Genomic DNA, 17,956 nt, shown 5'->3' on the forward strand with positions numbered 1-17,956 from the left:
ATTCCTTGTTGTGTACTATGGTTATGTAGATAAACATACCTGGCCTTCCTGACCAAGCTATGACTCTATCGTACTGAGCTTTGGCTTTGAGCGATAATGACTTTTTATAATGATATATTTTGTATCACATAACTTTAGGTTATGTAAGCTTGGCGGGTTAAAGTGGTTCGCAAAACCGGCGTAGCTGTTATAATTGTGGACAGCTTTTCCCTCATAATTTGTACTTAAGCTCCTTTTCTTATTACTATTAACTAAATTGGTTTGGATATATGCGTCAATCTTCTGCTCTCGATATCTTAAAAACGGGTCAAAACGTGTTTTTGACTGGCTCAGCAGGTTCAGGTAAGACTTATACTCTCAATCAATATATTGATTATCTGCGCGCGCGCCGCGTTCCTGTGGCTGTGACTGCCAGTACGGGTATCGCTGCCACGCACATGAACGGTACGACCATTCATAGTTGGTCGGGCATTGGTATCAAGGATGAGCTAACGGATCGCGACTTAAGCAATTTATCACGTAAGCAGTTTTTGGCAGACCGTTTAAAAGATACGGCTGTACTCATCATTGATGAGATATCAATGCTGCATGCTAAGCAGATTAATTTGGTCAGCCAAGTCCTAAAGCATGTACGTAAGAATGACAAAGCCTTTGGTGGTATTCAGGTCGTCGTTGCCGGCGACTTTTTCCAGTTACCTCCGATTGGTAGTAAGGGCGAGACCAACCGCGAGAAATTTGCCTTTATGTCGGAAGCGTGGCTCGATGCTAAATTCCATATTTGCTATTTATCCGAGCAACACAGACAGGTGAGCGAGGCGGCTAATGGCGGACTTGATTTGGACGATATTCTCAATCAAATTCGCCGTCAAGAAGTGACGTTTGAAGCGATTACAGCTTTAGAGGCGACCTTTGATCAAAATGTTGATATCAAACGCACGCGTCTTTATACCCATAACCTCAACGTTAATAGTATCAATGATAAAGAGCTTGCGGCGTTAGAGGGCGAGATGATGCGCTTTACCGCCACGTCTACGGGCGATAGTAAACTGGTTGAGACCCTTAAAAAGACCGTCCGTACCCAAGATGATTTGGTATTAAAAGTCGGTGCCAAGGTAATGTTTATTAAAAACAATACCGAGCTAGGCGTCTCTAATGGCACAATGGGCGAGCTGATTGGTTTTGCTGCGGTAAAAATTAATGATGATAAAGATAATAGTGATGATTTGATAGAAGACGATAGTGAAAGCACTGAAAGTGAGACTGATAAGAGTACAAAAGGCAAAGGTAAAAAGACTACCAAAGACAAAGATAAACCAAAAGTTAAAAAACCAAGCACGCAAAAAATGCCTGTGGTTAGGCTAAATTCTGGTCGTGAAGTCATCGCTGAACCGGAAGAATGGATTATCGAAGATGAGACCGGTGACGTGCTGGCAAGCTATGAACAAGTACCATTATGCTTAGCTTGGGCGATTACCATTCATAAATCGCAAGGTATGACCCTTGATGCGGCGGAGATTGACTTGTCGCGCACCTTTGAGCTTGGCCAAGGTTATGTGGCATTATCACGATTAAAATCGCTGGCAGGGCTGCAACTGCTTGGTATGAATGACATGAGTTTGCAACTTGATCCGCTAGCACGCGGCGCGGATAAACGCTTTATAGCGCTGTCTGACGAGGCTGATGCCAATTATGCGATGCTCGATGAAGAAAGCATGACGCAGTCTCATGAGAAGTTTATCCTAAAGTCGGGTGGAACCCTCAGCAAATCAGTCATTGACGCTTATGCCAATCTACAGAAAAAGCGCCGTGAGCAACAGCAAGCGCAGCTAGATAAAAAACAAATACTTGGCAATCAAGTCTCTGATAAGTCGGACAGCACCTTGCTCGCCACACGAATACTACTAGAAGAAAGCTTATCTATTGCGGAGATTTCTCAAGCGCGTCAGCTTTCACAGGCGACCATTATGCGCCATATTGGCGATCTAAAATCTCAAGATCCAAGCCTTGCCTGTGATCATTTGCGCCCAGAAGACGAGGTGATGACGGCGGTTGGTAATGCTTATGTAGCGATTAAAGTCGCCAATAATCCGAACGACTTTAATGATGATGGTAGTATTAAGCTGCGTCCGATATTTGACCATCTTAAGCAAACAATTGACTATAATACCATTCGTTTGGCATTGATTTTTATTACACCATAGCACCAAGTCAGTGAGAAAAATCTCTAAATGAATACTGTCACCACGCTGATAATTTTCAATGTAGCGCGCCACTCTTTTTATATCCCTTTATAGTGATACTTTTTATAGCGATGCTTTGTTATGCCCAATGTTATACCCGACGTGATGCCTGATTTTTCTAGCGCCACCTATCAATTGAACGCGATTTCGCAAGCAGCAACACTTTTGCACGCGACTGGCGAGCACACGCAGCCACTGAGAGTGGCTGTCAATGGCTTTGGCCGTATAGGGCGCAATGTACTGCGTGCCTTGCTAGAGCGCTTTGAGGTGTTAGGGCGCGCTATTCATGTGGTGGCGATTAATGATTTGGCACCGGCTGATATTCTGCTGCATTTATTGAAATTTGATAGTACGCACGGTCGTTTAAGCAGACTTGGTGTCAGCGCTGATATTGTAATGGGTGAAGTCGATGCTGGCAAAGGGTATAGCAATACGACTATTAACAAAGATACTCAGCTGTGTCTGACTAAAAACAACTTAACGTACTGCATTAAAATGCTCTCAGAATCTGACCCAAAAAACTTACCGTGGCATGAATTAGGCGTCGATGTGGTGCTAGAGTGTACCGGACATTTTCGCTCTTATGAGCAAGCTCAGCTGCACATAGCGGCGGGCGCGCAGCAAGTCATTATCGGTGCTGCACCCTTCGATGATGTCGATGCCTGTATCGTTATGGGCGTCAATACCGATGAGCTCACACGTAAGCTGCCGATTATATCGAGTGTTTCTTGTACCACGCAGGCATTGGTACCGCTGATTGCTACCCTCGATAAAGCATTTGGGGTAAAGTCAGCGATGATGACCGAGATTCATGCCGTGACTGCGGATCAGACCGTACTAGATCAAGCACATCGCGACCCAAGGCGTGCGCGTGCGTCTGGCCATAATATCATTCCAACGACTTCTAGCAGTATCGCTGCGACCGAGCGCGTATTGCCAGCGATGGTAGGTAAGATAAACGGCCATTCAATTAGAGTGCCAACTATTGATGTCGCGGCTATTGATGTGACCTTTGTATTTGATACAGCTGGCGTCAGTATAGAAGCGATTCGTGAGGTGCTTAAAGCTGCTAGTAAAGGTTATTTGCTCGATATCATGGCTTATACTGATGAGCCCTTGGTCTCAAGTGACTTTATCCATCAAACAGAGTCACTCATTATCGATGGACAACAGCTTATGCATGTAGGTGACCAGTATAAGGTCTTTGCTTGGTATGATAATGAATGGGGATATGCTAATAGGCTGCTTGATATGTGCTTACACTTAGCTTCGAGTAAATAGCTTTGAATAAACAGTTTCGAGCAAACGGTAAGTTATTGATTTAAAACCAGCTGTAAATTAATTGCATTTTTTTATATTATACGCTTGCATTATCTAATGATATCTATATAATGATGCACCAATGGAGACGTGGCAGAGCGGTTGAATGCACCGGTCTTGAAAACCGACAAGGGTTCATAGCCCTTCGAGAGTTCGAATCTCTCCGTCTCCGCCAAATTCAAAAAAAGCCCCAATCAATTACTGATTGGGGCTTTTTTTATGCGATGTTTTTGCAGGTTTTATAACCGTCGGCTTATTTCGTTAGCAGCTCATCAAACTCAATTTCTTGCCCATCCACTAACACTAGCTTACCTTTGCTAATCTCAATGCTTATCCCTGTGTTATTTTTAATCGCACGCATCACATTGATGTCTTCAATACTGCTTTCAATGATTATTTTGCCCGATTGTTCTGGTTCGATTGGTGGTTTGAACTGAGTTGACGGCACATTAAAGGTTTTACTTTTGGTTAAGTGCTTCTCTTTCATAGTGAGCTTACCTTTAAAACTTTTAATCGCCACCTTACCGTGGTTTGAGAGCATAAACTGTAGCTTAACTTGGTTTAAGCTATCGCTATCGCTGGTTTTGACAGGTAGCAAAGCAACAGGGTAATTCTGCGCCTTAGCAGTATTTAATTGTGGACTAGTTACAATCGGGCTTTTTTTACCGGTTGGATTATTTGGATGCAAGCGCTCATATTCACGCTGTTGGATAAGTGCTTGCTTAATGGTGATACGGGGCATTGCGCCGGACTCATAAGCCCCGCTGAGCTTCATACGCAGCATATAGCGGCTTAGCAGCTGCCTATCACCTTCAGGCAAACGCTCAAACGTATCGCCGAGCTTCTTTTGCCATTGGTCAGAGTTGGTCGGTATAGTCTGCTTAGTTGGATCCGCTGGCGGCTGTGAGCAGCCATTGATAACAAGTGGCATTGCCAAAGTAAATGCCAATAACATGGCTTTTCTTGCATGGCGTGCATGCTTATATAAAGCAATCATCGTATGCCTCCTTCTAAACCCATATAAATGCTAATAGCTTTTATACCAATATAGCGCCTATGATAATTTTGTATGTTTGTTTATCGCTAATAGCCACTGACGTTATTAGGTTCATTGAGGAGGGTATATTTTAAATAGCAAATTAAGTGGTGAAAAAAGACTAAGCGCTATTAAGCAAACTTAGTCCTTTTATTCTGTATGTATGATCAGCCAACTACTAGCGTTACTATTTATCTTGCAGCTCAGACAACGGGTGAGTAGTGTTATTATTATGAGTCACTACAATCGCCTCATCAATAATACGTTGGCTGACACCGCGCTTACGCAGACTTTCGATAAAAACTTCATCATGAGCTAGGGTATAATCCTGATGATCGCGATCCAGTCCTTGACGAATATAAAGACGAATTAGTCCTTGAATACGTTTAAAGCCCAACTCTGACGAGGTAGACTCTAATAATCTAATCATCTCTTCAGACAAGCGAATACTGATCGGACGCGTGATTTTTTGCGGGTGATCAGAGAACTTATTTTTTATGCGCACAGGTATCATAATAAACCATTACTTTTAGTGAGTAGGAGTAAAGCACTCAGGGAAAAACTGACTCAGTCACAGCTAACCTTACCATACAACAAAAGCCGCTAAAAGAACACCATGGCCGTATTAATATTGTGCGGCTTTAGACCGATGCGATTAGTGGCTAAAAGCTACGACCATAAAAAAACCTCCATCAGATAAGTGATGAAGGTCTTTTATAATATGGCTCTCCAACCTGGGCTCGAACCAGGGACACACGGATTAACAGTCCGTTGCTCTACCAACTGAGCTATTGGAGAATAAGTTGTTTATAACGGTTACTATCGCAAGTTTTACAAAGGCTTTGGTGAGCGCGATTGCTTATCTTGTTTGCGTTATGTGGGGCACATTTTAGCCAAGTAGTTGTGAGCTGTCAACCTTATTACGTGATTAATTATAAATATAATCAAAATCTATAGGAAGTTGAGCATAATTACTTTTAAAGTAGATGCTTTATTGAATGTTTTTATAAACAACCCGGATGCAATACGTCTAGAATATATAAAAAATCAAATTGCGATAAAGATTGTAAAGCTTCACTCTTTTAGCCGGTTCAATTAAATCATCTCATTGAAAATAAATAAAATTTTTGCATTGCTTTAAACCTTAAAAACGCTATTTCAAGCACTGATATAAACCTATAAAATAGCCAGCCGAGCGTTTCTTTAGTATTTTGGCATTAATTGGCTGTTTTTTAACTTTATTTGCTATCAAGCAACAGGTTTTAACCAATGTTTTAACTGATATAGGTACCTTCAATATGAGTCCAACCACGATTGCTTACGGTTACCTTGCCATTGCTATTGTTTGTGAAGTGATTGGCACCACTTTTTTAGTCAAGTCAGAACAGTTTACACGCTTTATTCCCACGCTTATTATGACGGTGCTTTATGCAATTTCGTTCTATTTATTAACCCAAACCATAAAAACTATACCCATCGGTATTGCTTATGCGTTATGGGGCGGGCTCGGTATCGTGTTGACCTCATTAGTGGGGCTGTTCTTCTTTAAGCAAACGCTTGATACCGCTGCCGTGGTTGGTATTGCGATGATTGTTGGCGGTGTCGTGGTGATGAACTTGCTTTCTGATTCGGTGGCGCATTAAATAAATAATAACGATTAGTCGTTAAAAAATAAAACGTCAAGGATAAATACATTGACCACATTAAAGTATATCGCTCATTATTCTGAGCAGATTCAAAGCCAAGCGGCGACGCTGATTAGCACGGGCAGATTGGGTGACTATTTGGATAAAAACTATCCTAATCGCCATCAAATACAAAGCGATAAAGCGCTATATCAATATATTAGTGAGATTAAAAATTATTATATGCGCAAAAGTAGCCCGCTGTCGCAGGTGACTTATAATAGTAAACTTGCCGTGTTAAAACATGCGCTTGGTATCCATACTTATCAATCACGCGTGCAAGGTAGTAAGCTGAAATCACATAATAGCATCACGGTGGCAAGCCTATTTAAAGAAGCGCCGCCTGAGTTTTTGCGTATGATCGTGGTGCATGAGTTGGCACATTTTAAGGAACAAGAGCATAACAAGGCTTTTTATCAGCTGTGCTGTCATATGGAACCCGATTATCATCAGTTTGAGCTCGATACCCGTTTGTGGTTGCATTGGCGCGAACGCTAATCTATGTTGGTAACATGGAGTCTATCTAATTATTAGCAAGCTAAGCCAAAATAATGAGGCTGACTATAATGAATAAAACCGCCATTTTAAGAGTAAGGTAGCCTATGAGTGAGTCAGCGCAACAAGGTATGGCTGAAGGTAAAAAAGCGTGGCTCATTCCTGTGCTGTGTCTCATAGCGGGCGGCGGATTAATCGGTATTTCTACCAATCTAGCAAAGTTTGCTGGCGAAGTAGGTTTAACGCCGCTGGCATTTCTGTTTTGGTCCATTACCGGCGCGGCGTTTATTTTGTTTAATTATGCATTTCTACGTCATGAGCTGCCGCCTTTAAGTAAAGCAACCCTTCGCTATTATTTGGTTGCAGCGTTAGTCAGTGTGGCAGGCTCAAATTTAATCTTCTTCTCTGCTATTCCGCATGTCGGCGCAGGTTTTGTCGCTTTGATTATTTCTCTGCCGCCGCTTCTAACGTATCTAGCAGCCATCATCTTAAAAATAGAGCACTTTACTAAGCTGCGGGCACTTGGCGTGGTCGCTGCACTTGCTGGAGTAGGGTTACTGGCGGCGCGTAAATTTTCCGCGCCTGATGCCAGTATCTTTTGGATTGGTCTTGCGCTTTTTGGCCCGGTATTATTAGCGATTGGCAATATTTATCGCACCTTATATTGGCCAAATAATCTTTCGCCAAGCGCGCTTGCACCCGGTATGCTCATAGCGGCCTCAATGCTCCTGGGCTTAGTTAGTATCATGCCGCAATTTTCACTGGCAGTGCCGACGACAGAGATATTACCGTTAGGGTTGATTGTGGTGCAGGCATTCGTTTTTGCTGGTCAGTTCTTACTATTATTCTTACTACAAAAAACGGGCGGGCCTGTGCTACTCAGCTTATTAGGCTCAGTCGGTGCGGTCGTTGGTGTACCTGTTGCCATTTTCTTGCAAGGGGAAAGTCCGCCAGAAGGGCTGTTTTTAGGTGCGTCATTGATAGTGCTAGGTGTAGTATTAGTCACATATGGTGGGGTAAAAATGGCGACATCAGTAGCAGATAAGCGCTAAGATATAAATATATTAATTAACTTATGTTGGTATTATTAACTACTTATAAAGGTTCTTAATTCATTTATTTGCTTTTAAAGCTTTTTACCTGCAAACGTAATGTTCAATAGGTGACATATGGATGTGTTTTCGTATTGGCAAGGGTTTTATAACGACCCTTGGTTTTGGCAGTTCCCCATGGCGACCCTTGCCATCAGCACAGCAGCCTTTCTAGCAGTCGCTATTCCGTGGACAATAGTTGCTTGGCGCGATCCAGTATCCTTGCGTAAATATAAGATTCAACAAAAACCGTTTGAGATGAAACAGTTTCTATTACCGTCTATCGGTCGCATCATTATTAACAATATTATTTTAGCCGCATTATTGGTGCTGGCTTGGCCGCTATTAAAGCTGACCGGCGTTCATAATGGTGAGATGCCCGTTTGGTATATTATCATCGCGCAGTTGATTTTTTTCGTGCTGATTGATGATTTTTTATACTACTGTATGCACCGTTATATGCACGAAAATAAGTGGCTGCTAAGAAACATCCACAGTGTGCACCACCGCATTCGCAATACCTGCGGTATCAATGGCAATTATATGCACTGGGTTGAGTATTCATTGACGGCAACGCTGACGTTAGTGGGTCCAATCATTCTAGGTGCGCATATCTATGTGGTATGGATGTGGGTGATTTTACGTCAAATCGAAGGAGCAGATGGGCATATTGGCTACGATATTCCGTGGAATCCCGCGCATTTATTGCCTGTGTACGAAGGCCCTGTTTATCATGACTTTCATCATGCCAAATTTAAAGGCAATTATGCGGGGTTTTTACCTTATTTGGATAAATACTTGGGCAAGACCCATATTCCCGCTTATCTTAGTTATCTTAAAGGTAAGAAAAATGGTTTAACGCCGTTAGAAATTGAGCAAAGCGAACTTGATGCTAAAAAACGCAAAAAGCAGATAAACCGTTGAGTTTTTGGTTTTCAGAAATTAAGTTTAAATATTAGCAGTCTTTACCATGCGATTGAGCATGGCTGCTAAGCGCGCATTGTTATCGGTGATATATTTATCCCCAAGCGCAATTATCTCAGCCGCTGATTGTACCGTTTTAGGATAGTCGATTAGCCCTTTTTGAATAGTATTTTCGCCATTTGCTACCATCTTAACGATACTTTCTTTAGTCACCTCAAAATGACATTGCCAGGCCATGACCCAAGTACCGAGCGCTTTATGCCGCGGCGTTTGATACAGAAAGCCTTGATTGGGCCATGCTTCTGACGTCGCTAAAGGAATCGCTCCTTGTGGATCTTCAAAACCATCACCATGCCAATGAAAGACGGTAAAGGGCTGCTTTGGTAAGTCTTGTAATAAAGGATGCACCTGAGCGTCTTTGCTTAACTGAATAGGTAGCCAACCGATTTCTTTTACGCCCGCTGGCTCTACGCTTGCCCCCAGACAATGCGCAATAAGCTGTGCACCCAAGCAAACACCAATCACAGTTTTTCCGCTATCCACACTTTGTTTAATCAGCCGTTTTTCATCTATCAACCAAGGATGGCTATCCTCATCATGGACACTCATTGGCCCGCCCATCACGATTAGCCAATCAAAGCTGTTGAGCGCAGGCAAGGAGTCTTGATTATAAGAGCGGGTGTAGGTAATCGTGTGCTGATGATTATTTGCCCAGTGCTTAATAAAACTGAGGTCTTCGTAATCTGTGTGAAATAAGGCATGAATGCGTAAAGTCATGTGATGGCCTCTATTAAGAAGTTATGTTTTTATGATATTAAAAGTCTACAAGGTATGAGATATCTTAGATAGCGGAAACTATTTAGAAGTGCCTGGTTTTCTTAAGTGCTTCATTATAAAGCTTAAAAATAAGTATTCTAATAATAACCTAATATTGTGATAGAAAAGGCTTGCAAAGTTTTAAAAACTTGCTAAAATGCATGACCTAAATAGGCGTATAGCTCAGTTGGTTAGAGCGCTACCTTGACATGGTAGAGGTCAGCAGTTCGAGTCTGCTTATGCCTACCAAATTTAGAAAGCCCCAATCTTTATGATTGGGGCTTTTTTTTGTCTATAAAATATAGGCTGTAGCAGAAAATCTCTGCTCGTATCACTCTATATTCATAATTCTTTAATCAGCTCTGAATGACTCAAAAAAAGAGTCAGTGACCAATACAGTGGTTTTGAGTGGGGTATTTACAGGTATACATTGAATTGATGTAAAAAAAACGGCGGTCATACATAGAGCACAACCACCGCAGATAAAGTATTTTGATAACAGAATGGCTAGAACCTAAACAGCAGGCTTAAATTTTCTGCGGTAGATACTGCGTATCACAGGCATAAAGACCATCAAAATAGCCAATAACCATAGTACGACAGTAATAGGACTGCTCCATAGAATACTCAGCTCCCCTTGAGAAATAGACAAGGCGCGTCTTAAGTTAGATTCCATTAGCTCACCCAATACATAGCCCAAAATAAGCGCTGACAATGGGAAGTTTAATTTACGTAAGAAATAACCGAAGATACCAAGCGCTACCATAAATACCAAGTCAAAGGTTGTGCTATGGATTGAATATACCCCAACGAAGCTGACGGCAGCGATGCCTGGTATTAATATATAATTTGGCACATCAAGTAATTTGGCAAACAAACCAACCAAGGGTATGTTCATAATTAACAAAATGACGTTACAGATAAACAAAGAGGCGATAAGACCCCAAACGATATCTGGCTGCTCAGTAAATAACTGCGGACCTGGTGTAATGTTATATAAAGTTAGGGCGCCCATCATGACCGCTGTTGTACCAGAACCTGGTACGCCTAACGTCAGCATTGGCACGAATGAGCCACAAGCTGAGGCATTATTTGCCGCCTCTGGTGACGCGACGCCACGAAGATCACCGTCACCGAAGGTACCGGTATCACCAGCGATTTTACGTTCACTGGCATAGGTCATGGCACTGGCAATGGTAGCCCCTGCACCTGGTAAAATACCAACCACAAAGCCCATTAGACCACTACGTATCATAGCGCCTAGTGTAAAAGTAAACTCTTTAAAATTTAATAAACTGCGCTTACCTTGTTCAATGACCTTGTGACCAGTAGTGGTTTTTTCGAGCAAGATTAAGATCTCACTCACACTAAAGAAACCAATAACAATGGTGGTAAATTGAATACCATCAGACAAGTTGACAGAATCAAAGGTAAAGCGGTAAATTCCGGTCACGGCATCGACACCGACCGTTGCTAGACCAAGACCAATTAACGCGGCAATGCCCGTTTTAACAGGTTGATCACCCACCAAACCGCTTAGGCAGGTAATAGCAAATACCATCAATACAAAGTATTCAGCGGGTCCAAATGAGATTGCCCACTTGGCTAATAAAGGGGCAAATAGTACCACACCGATTGTCGCGATAGTGGCGCCAATGAAAGAGCTAACAGCCGATAAAGACAAGGCAATACCAGCCTTGCCTTGCTTTGCCAGTGGATAACCATCCAAAGTTGTCATAATAGCACCGGCATCACCGGGTACGTTAATGAGAATGGCAGAAATACGACCACCGTATTCACAGCCAAGGTAAACGGCTGCAAGCAGAATGAGAGCGCTCTCTGGTGGTAAGCCAAGTGCAAAGGCGAAAGGCAGCAATATTGCCACACCATTGATCGGACCAAGACCCGGCAACATGCCCACAATCGTACCTAAAAAAGCACCGATCAGTGCAATTAGTAAGTTCTTTGGGGTGGATGCGATAGCAAAGCCATGCATCAAAAAATCAAAAGTATCCATATTGGCTATCCTATTATCCCTGACAACAATCCGAGTGGTAATTTGACATCTAAAAATATGTCAAATAAGACATATAGGCCAATACTGATTAAAACTGAAAAGACAAGACTTTTGAGCGGATTACCTGCAAACAGCAAACCTACTGCAAAAGACATTATGATAGTAGAAAGAATAAAGCCTAAGTCTTCAAAAATAAGACCATAAACCAATAAAGCGAGTGCACAAAGCACTAGATTTTTGATGATCGGTTTAGTAAGCCCCAGTTCAATAGGCTTAGTAAAACGTGCTGGACGAAAAGCGACCACTAAAGCGCCAAATGCCAGCAATGAAAAGATTAAAATAGGGTAAGGACGAGGGCCAATCGGATCATAAGCAATAGGGGCTACATAACCGATCGCTAAGTATATTAAGAATAAACTAACCAGGGCCATTATCCCAGAAAACAGACGTTCCATTGTCATAAGGAGACTCCTTGAATTTTGGGGCAAAAAGGCTGACATATTCATCTTTTGTCAGCCTTTTAAAAGTACGATAAAGCTTTAATAGTCAATCAATTAAATAATTGAGTCTTAATATTGCTATTTTGCTTCAGCTTCAACAAGACCATATTCAGCAGACAATTCACGTAACTCACCCGTCTGCTTATAAACATAGGCTTGTAGCTCTTCGCCAGTCATCGCAAATGGTAGTAATTCTTGCTGCTCACGTATTTCGGCGAATTTTGGATCAGCAAGCATTTTATCAAAGGCCTGTTTCCACCAGTTATAAGCGCTAGGGCTAACGTCTGGTCCCATATAGAAGCCACGAACAACTGGCCAAGTTACATCGTAACCTTGCTCTTTTGCAGTAGGAATATCGGCCATAGAGCCACCCAACCTTTCATCTGCAAACACGGCTAGTACACGCAGCTTACCAGCAGTGGCTTGTGGCATAATCTCAGCAATACCCGCACTAACGGCTGTAATATGGTTGCCCATTACCGCTGTGATGGCCTCACCGCCACCTTCCATCGCGACATAAGTCATATCACTAGGATTGACGCCAACTGCTTTGGCTAAGATAGCGGTTTGCATCCAATCTTGACCACCGACACTACCCCCAGCGCCAAAGCTGATAGCTTTAGGGTTCTTTTTGAGCTCAGCGACTAAGCCTGCTAGATCTTTGATCGGTGAATCAGCATTGACGGCGACTGCGCCATAATCAGTACCGACACCCGCCAGCCATTTCACATCTTTTTCAGTGAATTTACCAAATTTACCCTGCGATAAATTGAGGATAGAACCAGTAGAGAACGCAATAATGGCATTGCCGTTAGCGCGATCATTAGCAACAATCTTGTTATAAGCAACAGCACCTACGCCACCTGGCATATAGGTAACCCGCATGGGATCTTTTAGGATACCCGTCTCTTTTAAACCCGCCTGAGCAAGCTTACAAGTCAAGTCAAAGCCGCCGCCTGGTTTGGCAGGTGCAATACATTCCGGACGTGAAGGTGCGGTCAGCTCACTTGAGCCGTCTGCGGCAGTCGCATCTGTACTGGCAGTTTCGTTTGGCTTGTTACAAGCGGTCAAAGATAGGATAGACAGGCCAAGAGCCAGATAAGATAATTTTTTCACACGACACTCCTTGTGTGTATTTTCATAGTAAAAATTTAATAGGATTCTGATCAAAATAAATAGAGTTATTACAGGTCAAGCTACAACCTCATTAAAGAGGTTACTAAACTTCGTCAAAATATGTTTTTTTGTCACTATATAAAAGTAACAGAATATTTTGTAAATGACAAGAAACATATGTATGTATATATGAATTTTATAGTAATATATTGACTCAAAGATTAATTATTGGTCTTTTTTTATCAATGTGAAAGATAAAAGCAAATAGCCTAATTTTCATTAATGAAGGTATTTTTGGTAATTAAAACAATTAGATATATAAGGATATCTGTAGTACAGATTATTCAAATATGCTGAGAATCACATTGATATTAGTATCATCATGAGGCTGAGGTAACGGTTTAAGTAATTATGTATTTAATGGGAAGAATAGATGTTTTGGGATCAAGCTATAGCAAGCAGGTGTAAAAAATATTAAAAACCCACGGTATATTTTACTTATGAGCCGTTAGAAAATGAACTGGATAATTAGAATTGTGAGTATTCCAATACCAATATCTAAGGGCACAGCCCTGAATAAAAGCGCATTAAAAAGCTTGTCTTTGTCTATAACGACTTGAGAGGCGCCTAACATCAGACTACCTCCTGATGAGAAAGGCGACAGGGATGAGCTTTGTGCTCCCACAACGATACAGGTAAATAGTAATAAAGGGCTTAGTCCAGAGGCAACCGCTAGGGGCAGCACCATAGGAAATAAGGTAGGGGCGACTACCCCGAGTGTACTGGCAAATATAGACATAATGGCGCTAATAACAAAAACTAAAATCGGTATCATCCAGATGGGTACATTGGTACTTAGCCATTCTGTCAGCTCGTAAATAACGCCTACTTCTACTCCGAGGCTGATTAACATACCGACACCACAAATCATAATGAGGGTATTCCAAGGTATTAAAGCAATCACTGCTTTTTCATCGCCTAGCTTCAGGAATAAGCTTACTAAAGCAAAAAAAATGGCGATAAAACCAATGTCAATCCGAGCGTTCAAAAATTGAATCGCTGACACTTGTGGCATGAGTAGATTTAAAATGGGCACAATAAGTACAATAGCCATCATAATAAAAATCAGTATAAGAGATTGTTTTTGCTTACTATCAAAAGGCTCTGGTGCGGTCGTTTGAATCGCGATTTTGCTGTTTTTAGCATTGATAAAGCTGTAACCACCCAATACAATCACAGGCATTAAAAAAGTAACAGCGAAGATCCCTAAAACATAAGTAAAAGTATTATCATTTGCGACGCCTGCGCCGCGCATGAGCTCTCTAAAGATAACACCGCTTTGTGAGGTGATAAAGTTAGCACCAGCTAAGGCACCATAGTTAACCGATAAAGTAGCAATGACAAGATTCAAGTTAGTGCGTTTAGACAACAGCAGGATCATCGGTGCCATCGTCGCTAAGACAGTGTAATAACCGGCTCCTAATCCTGCAATAATCGTGGCCACTAAGAAAATAACTAAAGGTAAGAATGCGGGAAAGTGACGGCACTTATAGATTAAATGATTGGATAGCTTTTCTAAAGCACCATTAGCTAGAGGAAAGTTATAGAAAAGAGTCACGGCAAAAATAACGAAAAAAATCTTGAGAGGCCATAGCTCAATAATTCCATATGACTTCAGCCCCATACCAAAACAACCGATAAGGTATGAAAATGCAATAGCAAATAGACCAATATTTATTTTAGTGGTATAGCCCAAAATGATACATATCACGATAGCGGCTAGAATATAAAGAGTCACGACTACTCCTTGACTTTAACTGTATGAATTCTATAAAAAACCATAGCAGTTTTTACAGAGTAAAGAGCATTAGGACAATATCGACAAAAATATTTCTAGACTAGAAAATCGTATAAGCCTTATAGCATATCTAACTGAGTAGAATGATAGCAAAAAAGATGATGTTAATTAGATAAAATTGATCACCAGTACATAGGTGAGTATTAATATTAAAGTGATTCGGTATGTCCTGATTTTTACAGTAATAGCAACGCTTGACGAGATTGAGACAATTAATAAAAACCTTTCCATTGTGGTGAAAAAAAATGTTAAATAATTTTAAAGATTTCAAAATCCCACGCTATGAGCAAGTGCGCTGGCACATACAGACATTACTGACAGAAAGTAAATGGGATGAAAGTACGCCTTTACCTACGGAACAGGAGTTTGCAGATAAATATGAGGTATCGGTAGGAACCGTCCGTAAAGCTGTCGAAAAATTGGTAGAAGAGGGCGTTTTAATGAAGCAGCAAGGCAAAGGTACTTTTTTAAAGCGTCCAGATTTTGAAAGCTCATTATTAAGATTTTTTAAGTTCCGTGATAAAGACGCTTGCTATGACACACCGACGGGCGTAGTCAAAAAAATCATGGTAATAGATGGTATTGATGATATTAATGAAAAACTAAATATAGGTAAAAATGAAGCTTTAATTTATATAGAACGTATGCGTATGGTTGAAGATAAAGTCTTGTTGAGTGAAAGGATTTGGTTACCTAAGAATCGTTACGAAGCCTTTGCAACCTTAGACCCTGAAGATTTTGAGAATCTGCTCTATCCGTTTTACTATAAAAAGTGTGGCCAGTTTGTGTCGTCTGCCGTAGAGACACTGTTTTTTATAACCGATCACAGCGACCATTATTTAGGCAATGCTGAGCAAGAAAGCTTGGTTAAGGTATGCCGTATCGCTAAAAATCTAGAAGGCGATCCTATCGAATATAGAGAATCCTATGGGCTAGCAGAGAAGTTCAGTTATAAAATTAATATTATTTGATGGTCGCGGCGTGTCATCGGTTAAGCTAAGCGACATAAGATAGCAGGCAGTAAGTAAGGGTCATACTTTAGCGACTGCAAAGCAGTTAGGTATAGCAAGGTAGACCTTATGTTATGGGCAAAATAAGGCCAAGCAAGGCAATCTTGTCAGCACTAAGCAATATAATCCTAAGATCATAGTAGCGGCCAACAAAGTAAGTTTCTAGAGTGCGTGAGCTATATACTCTATGCCATTCTTAATACATACGTAGCTCCACGTTCAGCAAGCATTTATATCTATTGTACTTTCAGGGTTTTTGTATCTAATTAGGTATCTATATCAAATCAATGGTGTATTAGAACAACACATTGACGTTTCTTATTATCATTACTATGCCACTGATGACCATTAGAATGAGCAGCATTATCCTAAACTGACTAATACTCATTCCCGCCAAAAAGCGTTTACCAATGACATTGCCAACAACGGCACCTAGCCCTAATACCAGACCATATATCCAAAGCTTGGCAGTGATTACGCCAAAAAAACTGTAGCTAGCTATTTGTACAATACCTACAAAAAAAGAATTAGCGGTTTTAGTGGCAATAAGGTTTTCTTTTTCTAGTCCGGCATTCATATAAAAAGGGTTAAGGATAGGACCGAGACCACCCACCAATGTACTCATAAACGCAACGACAAAGCCCAAAGGGATAAAGCCTGCCTTTGGCATATCAAACGTTTTATTTACCTTACCAAACTTATATTGGAAAATAGTAGACACTAAAAAAACGCCAACCAATAATTGAATCCAGTTTGCATCTAAACGACTAAAAACCAATGCTGCTAGCCATGCGCCTACGATGGCGCTTGGTACATAGTATTTAGTTAATGACCAATCAATATCATTCCAGAATAGATACAGGCGCGAAGCATTACTAATGAAGGTAGCCAAATTGATCACAGGTGGTGCAACTGCTGGTCCTATCATCCAAGAGGTGGTTGGTATCAGTAGCATAGCACCGCCACCACCCGATATAGTAGAGATGATAAAAGCAACCATGCCAGCAGTAAACAAGCCTACTAAGTGCCAATTCGGGATGGCTTGCAATAGATCTAAAACAAGGGACACTATAAAGTCCTATTTCATAAATTGTATCAAGTAATGATTTTTCCCATAATTAATGCATAGCTCATAAAAGGCTTGAAATGGCGGTGGGATGTATCTATTCGCCCGTTTAAAAACACCAATTTGTCTGTTCAAAGAAGGGTGAAGTAATGCTATCCAGGCCAGCTCTGGGTTATTAGAAAAAAAAGAGTTTTGGTAAGGTGGTGATGCTAAGATCATACCGCAATAATGAGAACAGTGAAGCAATATTTTCTACCGTGTATCGAGCTTTGCCATTGAGTATTTCTGCAGGGGTATTATTGATCATCTTATAAGTATCATTATAAATATGCAGGCATACGATAGCTATTCAGTTCAAAATGATAGGCGTCAAAAAGGTGCACTTGATTCTTATTTAATGTTTAACTTTCAATTTCAGATGTTCTAACTATCTATATAATTACTGTATCTAATTGCAATTCAACGTCTAGATTCAATTCCAGTGTCAATAACATCCCACAAATAAATGTGTAATGCTCCTATACAGTTGTTTAATAACAGCATTTTTAGTTTTACCATTGCCACTCAATGTAATTGGAATACTGATGAATATGGGTAATATGCTCCCTATTTTCTCAATAATTGGAAGACCTTTATATCTTGTATTTTTAGGAACCCCCCTATGGCAGGATAGTTGTCACCCCTAAATAATAATTCCAAAGGGGACAATGAGGACACATCATGCCACGATATAGCGAAGAACGTAAACAGGCTATACTCAGCAAACTGCTACCCCCGCTGAG

General features: G+C 41.1%; 15 protein-coding genes and 3 tRNA genes. 9 read left to right on the top strand and 9 right to left on the bottom strand.

The genetic code is table 11. From position 1 onward, the window contains the following. The first annotated feature begins 269 nt into the window (after window positions 1-269). From JMW39_RS06440 to JMW39_RS06450, 3 genes are all read left to right on the top strand, one after another. Complete coding sequence (locus JMW39_RS06440) at window positions 270-2,201, top strand: AAA family ATPase (protein ID WP_201544928.1); 1,932 nt, start codon at window positions 270-272, stop codon at window positions 2,199-2,201. Between the two features lie 144 nt (window positions 2,202-2,345). Continuing rightward, complete coding sequence (locus JMW39_RS06445; RefSeq protein ID WP_201544996.1) at window positions 2,346-3,521, top strand: type I glyceraldehyde-3-phosphate dehydrogenase; 1,176 nt, start codon at window positions 2,346-2,348, stop codon at window positions 3,519-3,521. A 123-nt stretch (window positions 3,522-3,644) separates the two neighbouring features. Continuing rightward, window positions 3,645-3,735: transfer RNA gene (locus JMW39_RS06450), tRNA-Ser, on the top strand. 78 nt (window positions 3,736-3,813) lie between these two features. Here the strand turns inward: JMW39_RS06450 and JMW39_RS06455 are convergent. The 3 genes from JMW39_RS06455 to JMW39_RS06465 form a co-directional block, all read right to left on the bottom strand. Then, window positions 3,814-4,557, bottom strand: coding sequence for a hypothetical protein (locus JMW39_RS06455; RefSeq protein ID WP_227679434.1), 744 nt, complete (start codon window positions 4,555-4,557; stop codon window positions 3,814-3,816). 226 nt (window positions 4,558-4,783) lie between these two features. Then, on the bottom strand, window positions 4,784-5,110 hold the full coding sequence (locus JMW39_RS06460) for a CopG family transcriptional regulator (RefSeq protein WP_149488924.1): 327 nt from the start codon (window positions 5,108-5,110) through the stop codon (window positions 4,784-4,786). A 208-nt stretch (window positions 5,111-5,318) separates the two neighbouring features. Next, window positions 5,319-5,394: transfer RNA gene (locus tag JMW39_RS06465), tRNA-Asn, on the bottom strand. Window positions 5,395-5,894: 500 nt separating this feature from the next. On the opposite strand from JMW39_RS06465, the gene JMW39_RS06470 reads away from it, so the two are divergent. From JMW39_RS06470 to JMW39_RS06485, 4 genes are all read left to right on the top strand, one after another. Then, the gene (locus JMW39_RS06470; protein WP_201544929.1) at window positions 5,895-6,239 is read left to right on the top strand and encodes a DMT family transporter; all 345 of its coding nucleotides are present in this window, start codon (window positions 5,895-5,897) and stop codon (window positions 6,237-6,239) included. A gap of 51 nt (window positions 6,240-6,290) precedes the next feature. Continuing rightward, the gene (locus JMW39_RS06475; RefSeq protein WP_201544930.1) at window positions 6,291-6,779 is read left to right on the top strand and encodes a M48 family metallopeptidase; all 489 of its coding nucleotides are present in this window, start codon (window positions 6,291-6,293) and stop codon (window positions 6,777-6,779) included. Window positions 6,780-6,883: 104 nt separating this feature from the next. Next, the gene (locus JMW39_RS06480; protein WP_201544931.1) at window positions 6,884-7,828 is read left to right on the top strand and encodes a DMT family transporter; all 945 of its coding nucleotides are present in this window, start codon (window positions 6,884-6,886) and stop codon (window positions 7,826-7,828) included. A gap of 117 nt (window positions 7,829-7,945) precedes the next feature. Next, window positions 7,946-8,791 carry a sterol desaturase family protein gene (locus tag JMW39_RS06485; protein WP_201544932.1) on the top strand — a complete coding sequence of 282 codons (846 nt, stop codon included), beginning with the start codon at window positions 7,946-7,948 and terminating at the stop codon, window positions 8,789-8,791. 24 nt (window positions 8,792-8,815) lie between these two features. On the opposite strand, the gene JMW39_RS06490 is transcribed toward JMW39_RS06485, so the two are convergent. Continuing rightward, the gene (locus JMW39_RS06490) at window positions 8,816-9,568 is read right to left on the bottom strand and encodes a type 1 glutamine amidotransferase (protein WP_201544933.1); all 753 of its coding nucleotides are present in this window, start codon (window positions 9,566-9,568) and stop codon (window positions 8,816-8,818) included. Window positions 9,569-9,779: 211 nt separating this feature from the next. Between JMW39_RS06490 and JMW39_RS06495 the strand changes: the two genes are divergently transcribed. Then, window positions 9,780-9,856: transfer RNA gene (locus JMW39_RS06495), tRNA-Val, on the top strand. A gap of 265 nt (window positions 9,857-10,121) precedes the next feature. On the opposite strand, the gene JMW39_RS06500 is transcribed toward JMW39_RS06495, so the two are convergent. From JMW39_RS06500 to JMW39_RS06515, 4 genes are all read right to left on the bottom strand, one after another. After that, a complete protein-coding gene (locus JMW39_RS06500) occupies window positions 10,122-11,624 on the bottom strand; it encodes a tripartite tricarboxylate transporter permease (RefSeq protein ID WP_149488930.1) in 1,503 nt (500 codons plus the stop codon). A 5-nt stretch (window positions 11,625-11,629) separates the two neighbouring features. Beyond that, entirely contained in the window at window positions 11,630-12,085 is a 456-nt protein-coding gene (locus JMW39_RS06505) for a tripartite tricarboxylate transporter TctB family protein (protein ID WP_201544934.1), read from the bottom strand. A gap of 117 nt (window positions 12,086-12,202) precedes the next feature. After that, window positions 12,203-13,240: a tripartite tricarboxylate transporter substrate binding protein gene (locus JMW39_RS06510; RefSeq protein ID WP_201544936.1), complete on the bottom strand. Its 1,038-nt coding sequence runs from the start codon at window positions 13,238-13,240 to the stop codon at window positions 12,203-12,205. A gap of 508 nt (window positions 13,241-13,748) precedes the next feature. Beyond that, window positions 13,749-15,038 carry an SLC13 family permease gene (locus tag JMW39_RS06515; protein ID WP_201544938.1) on the bottom strand — a complete coding sequence of 430 codons (1,290 nt, stop codon included), beginning with the start codon at window positions 15,036-15,038 and terminating at the stop codon, window positions 13,749-13,751. Between the two features lie 305 nt (window positions 15,039-15,343). On the opposite strand from JMW39_RS06515, the gene JMW39_RS06520 reads away from it, so the two are divergent. Further along, window positions 15,344-16,069: a GntR family transcriptional regulator gene (locus tag JMW39_RS06520; RefSeq protein ID WP_201544940.1), complete on the top strand. Its 726-nt coding sequence runs from the start codon at window positions 15,344-15,346 to the stop codon at window positions 16,067-16,069. 334 nt (window positions 16,070-16,403) lie between these two features. On the opposite strand, the gene JMW39_RS06525 is transcribed toward JMW39_RS06520, so the two are convergent. Continuing rightward, window positions 16,404-17,177: a sulfite exporter TauE/SafE family protein gene (locus JMW39_RS06525; protein ID WP_227679435.1), complete on the bottom strand. Its 774-nt coding sequence runs from the start codon at window positions 17,175-17,177 to the stop codon at window positions 16,404-16,406. Window positions 17,178-17,956 lie beyond the last annotated feature (779 nt).

The organism is Psychrobacter immobilis, assembly GCF_904846175.1.
Taxonomy (GTDB): Bacteria; Pseudomonadota; Gammaproteobacteria; order Pseudomonadales; family Moraxellaceae; genus Psychrobacter; species Psychrobacter immobilis_E.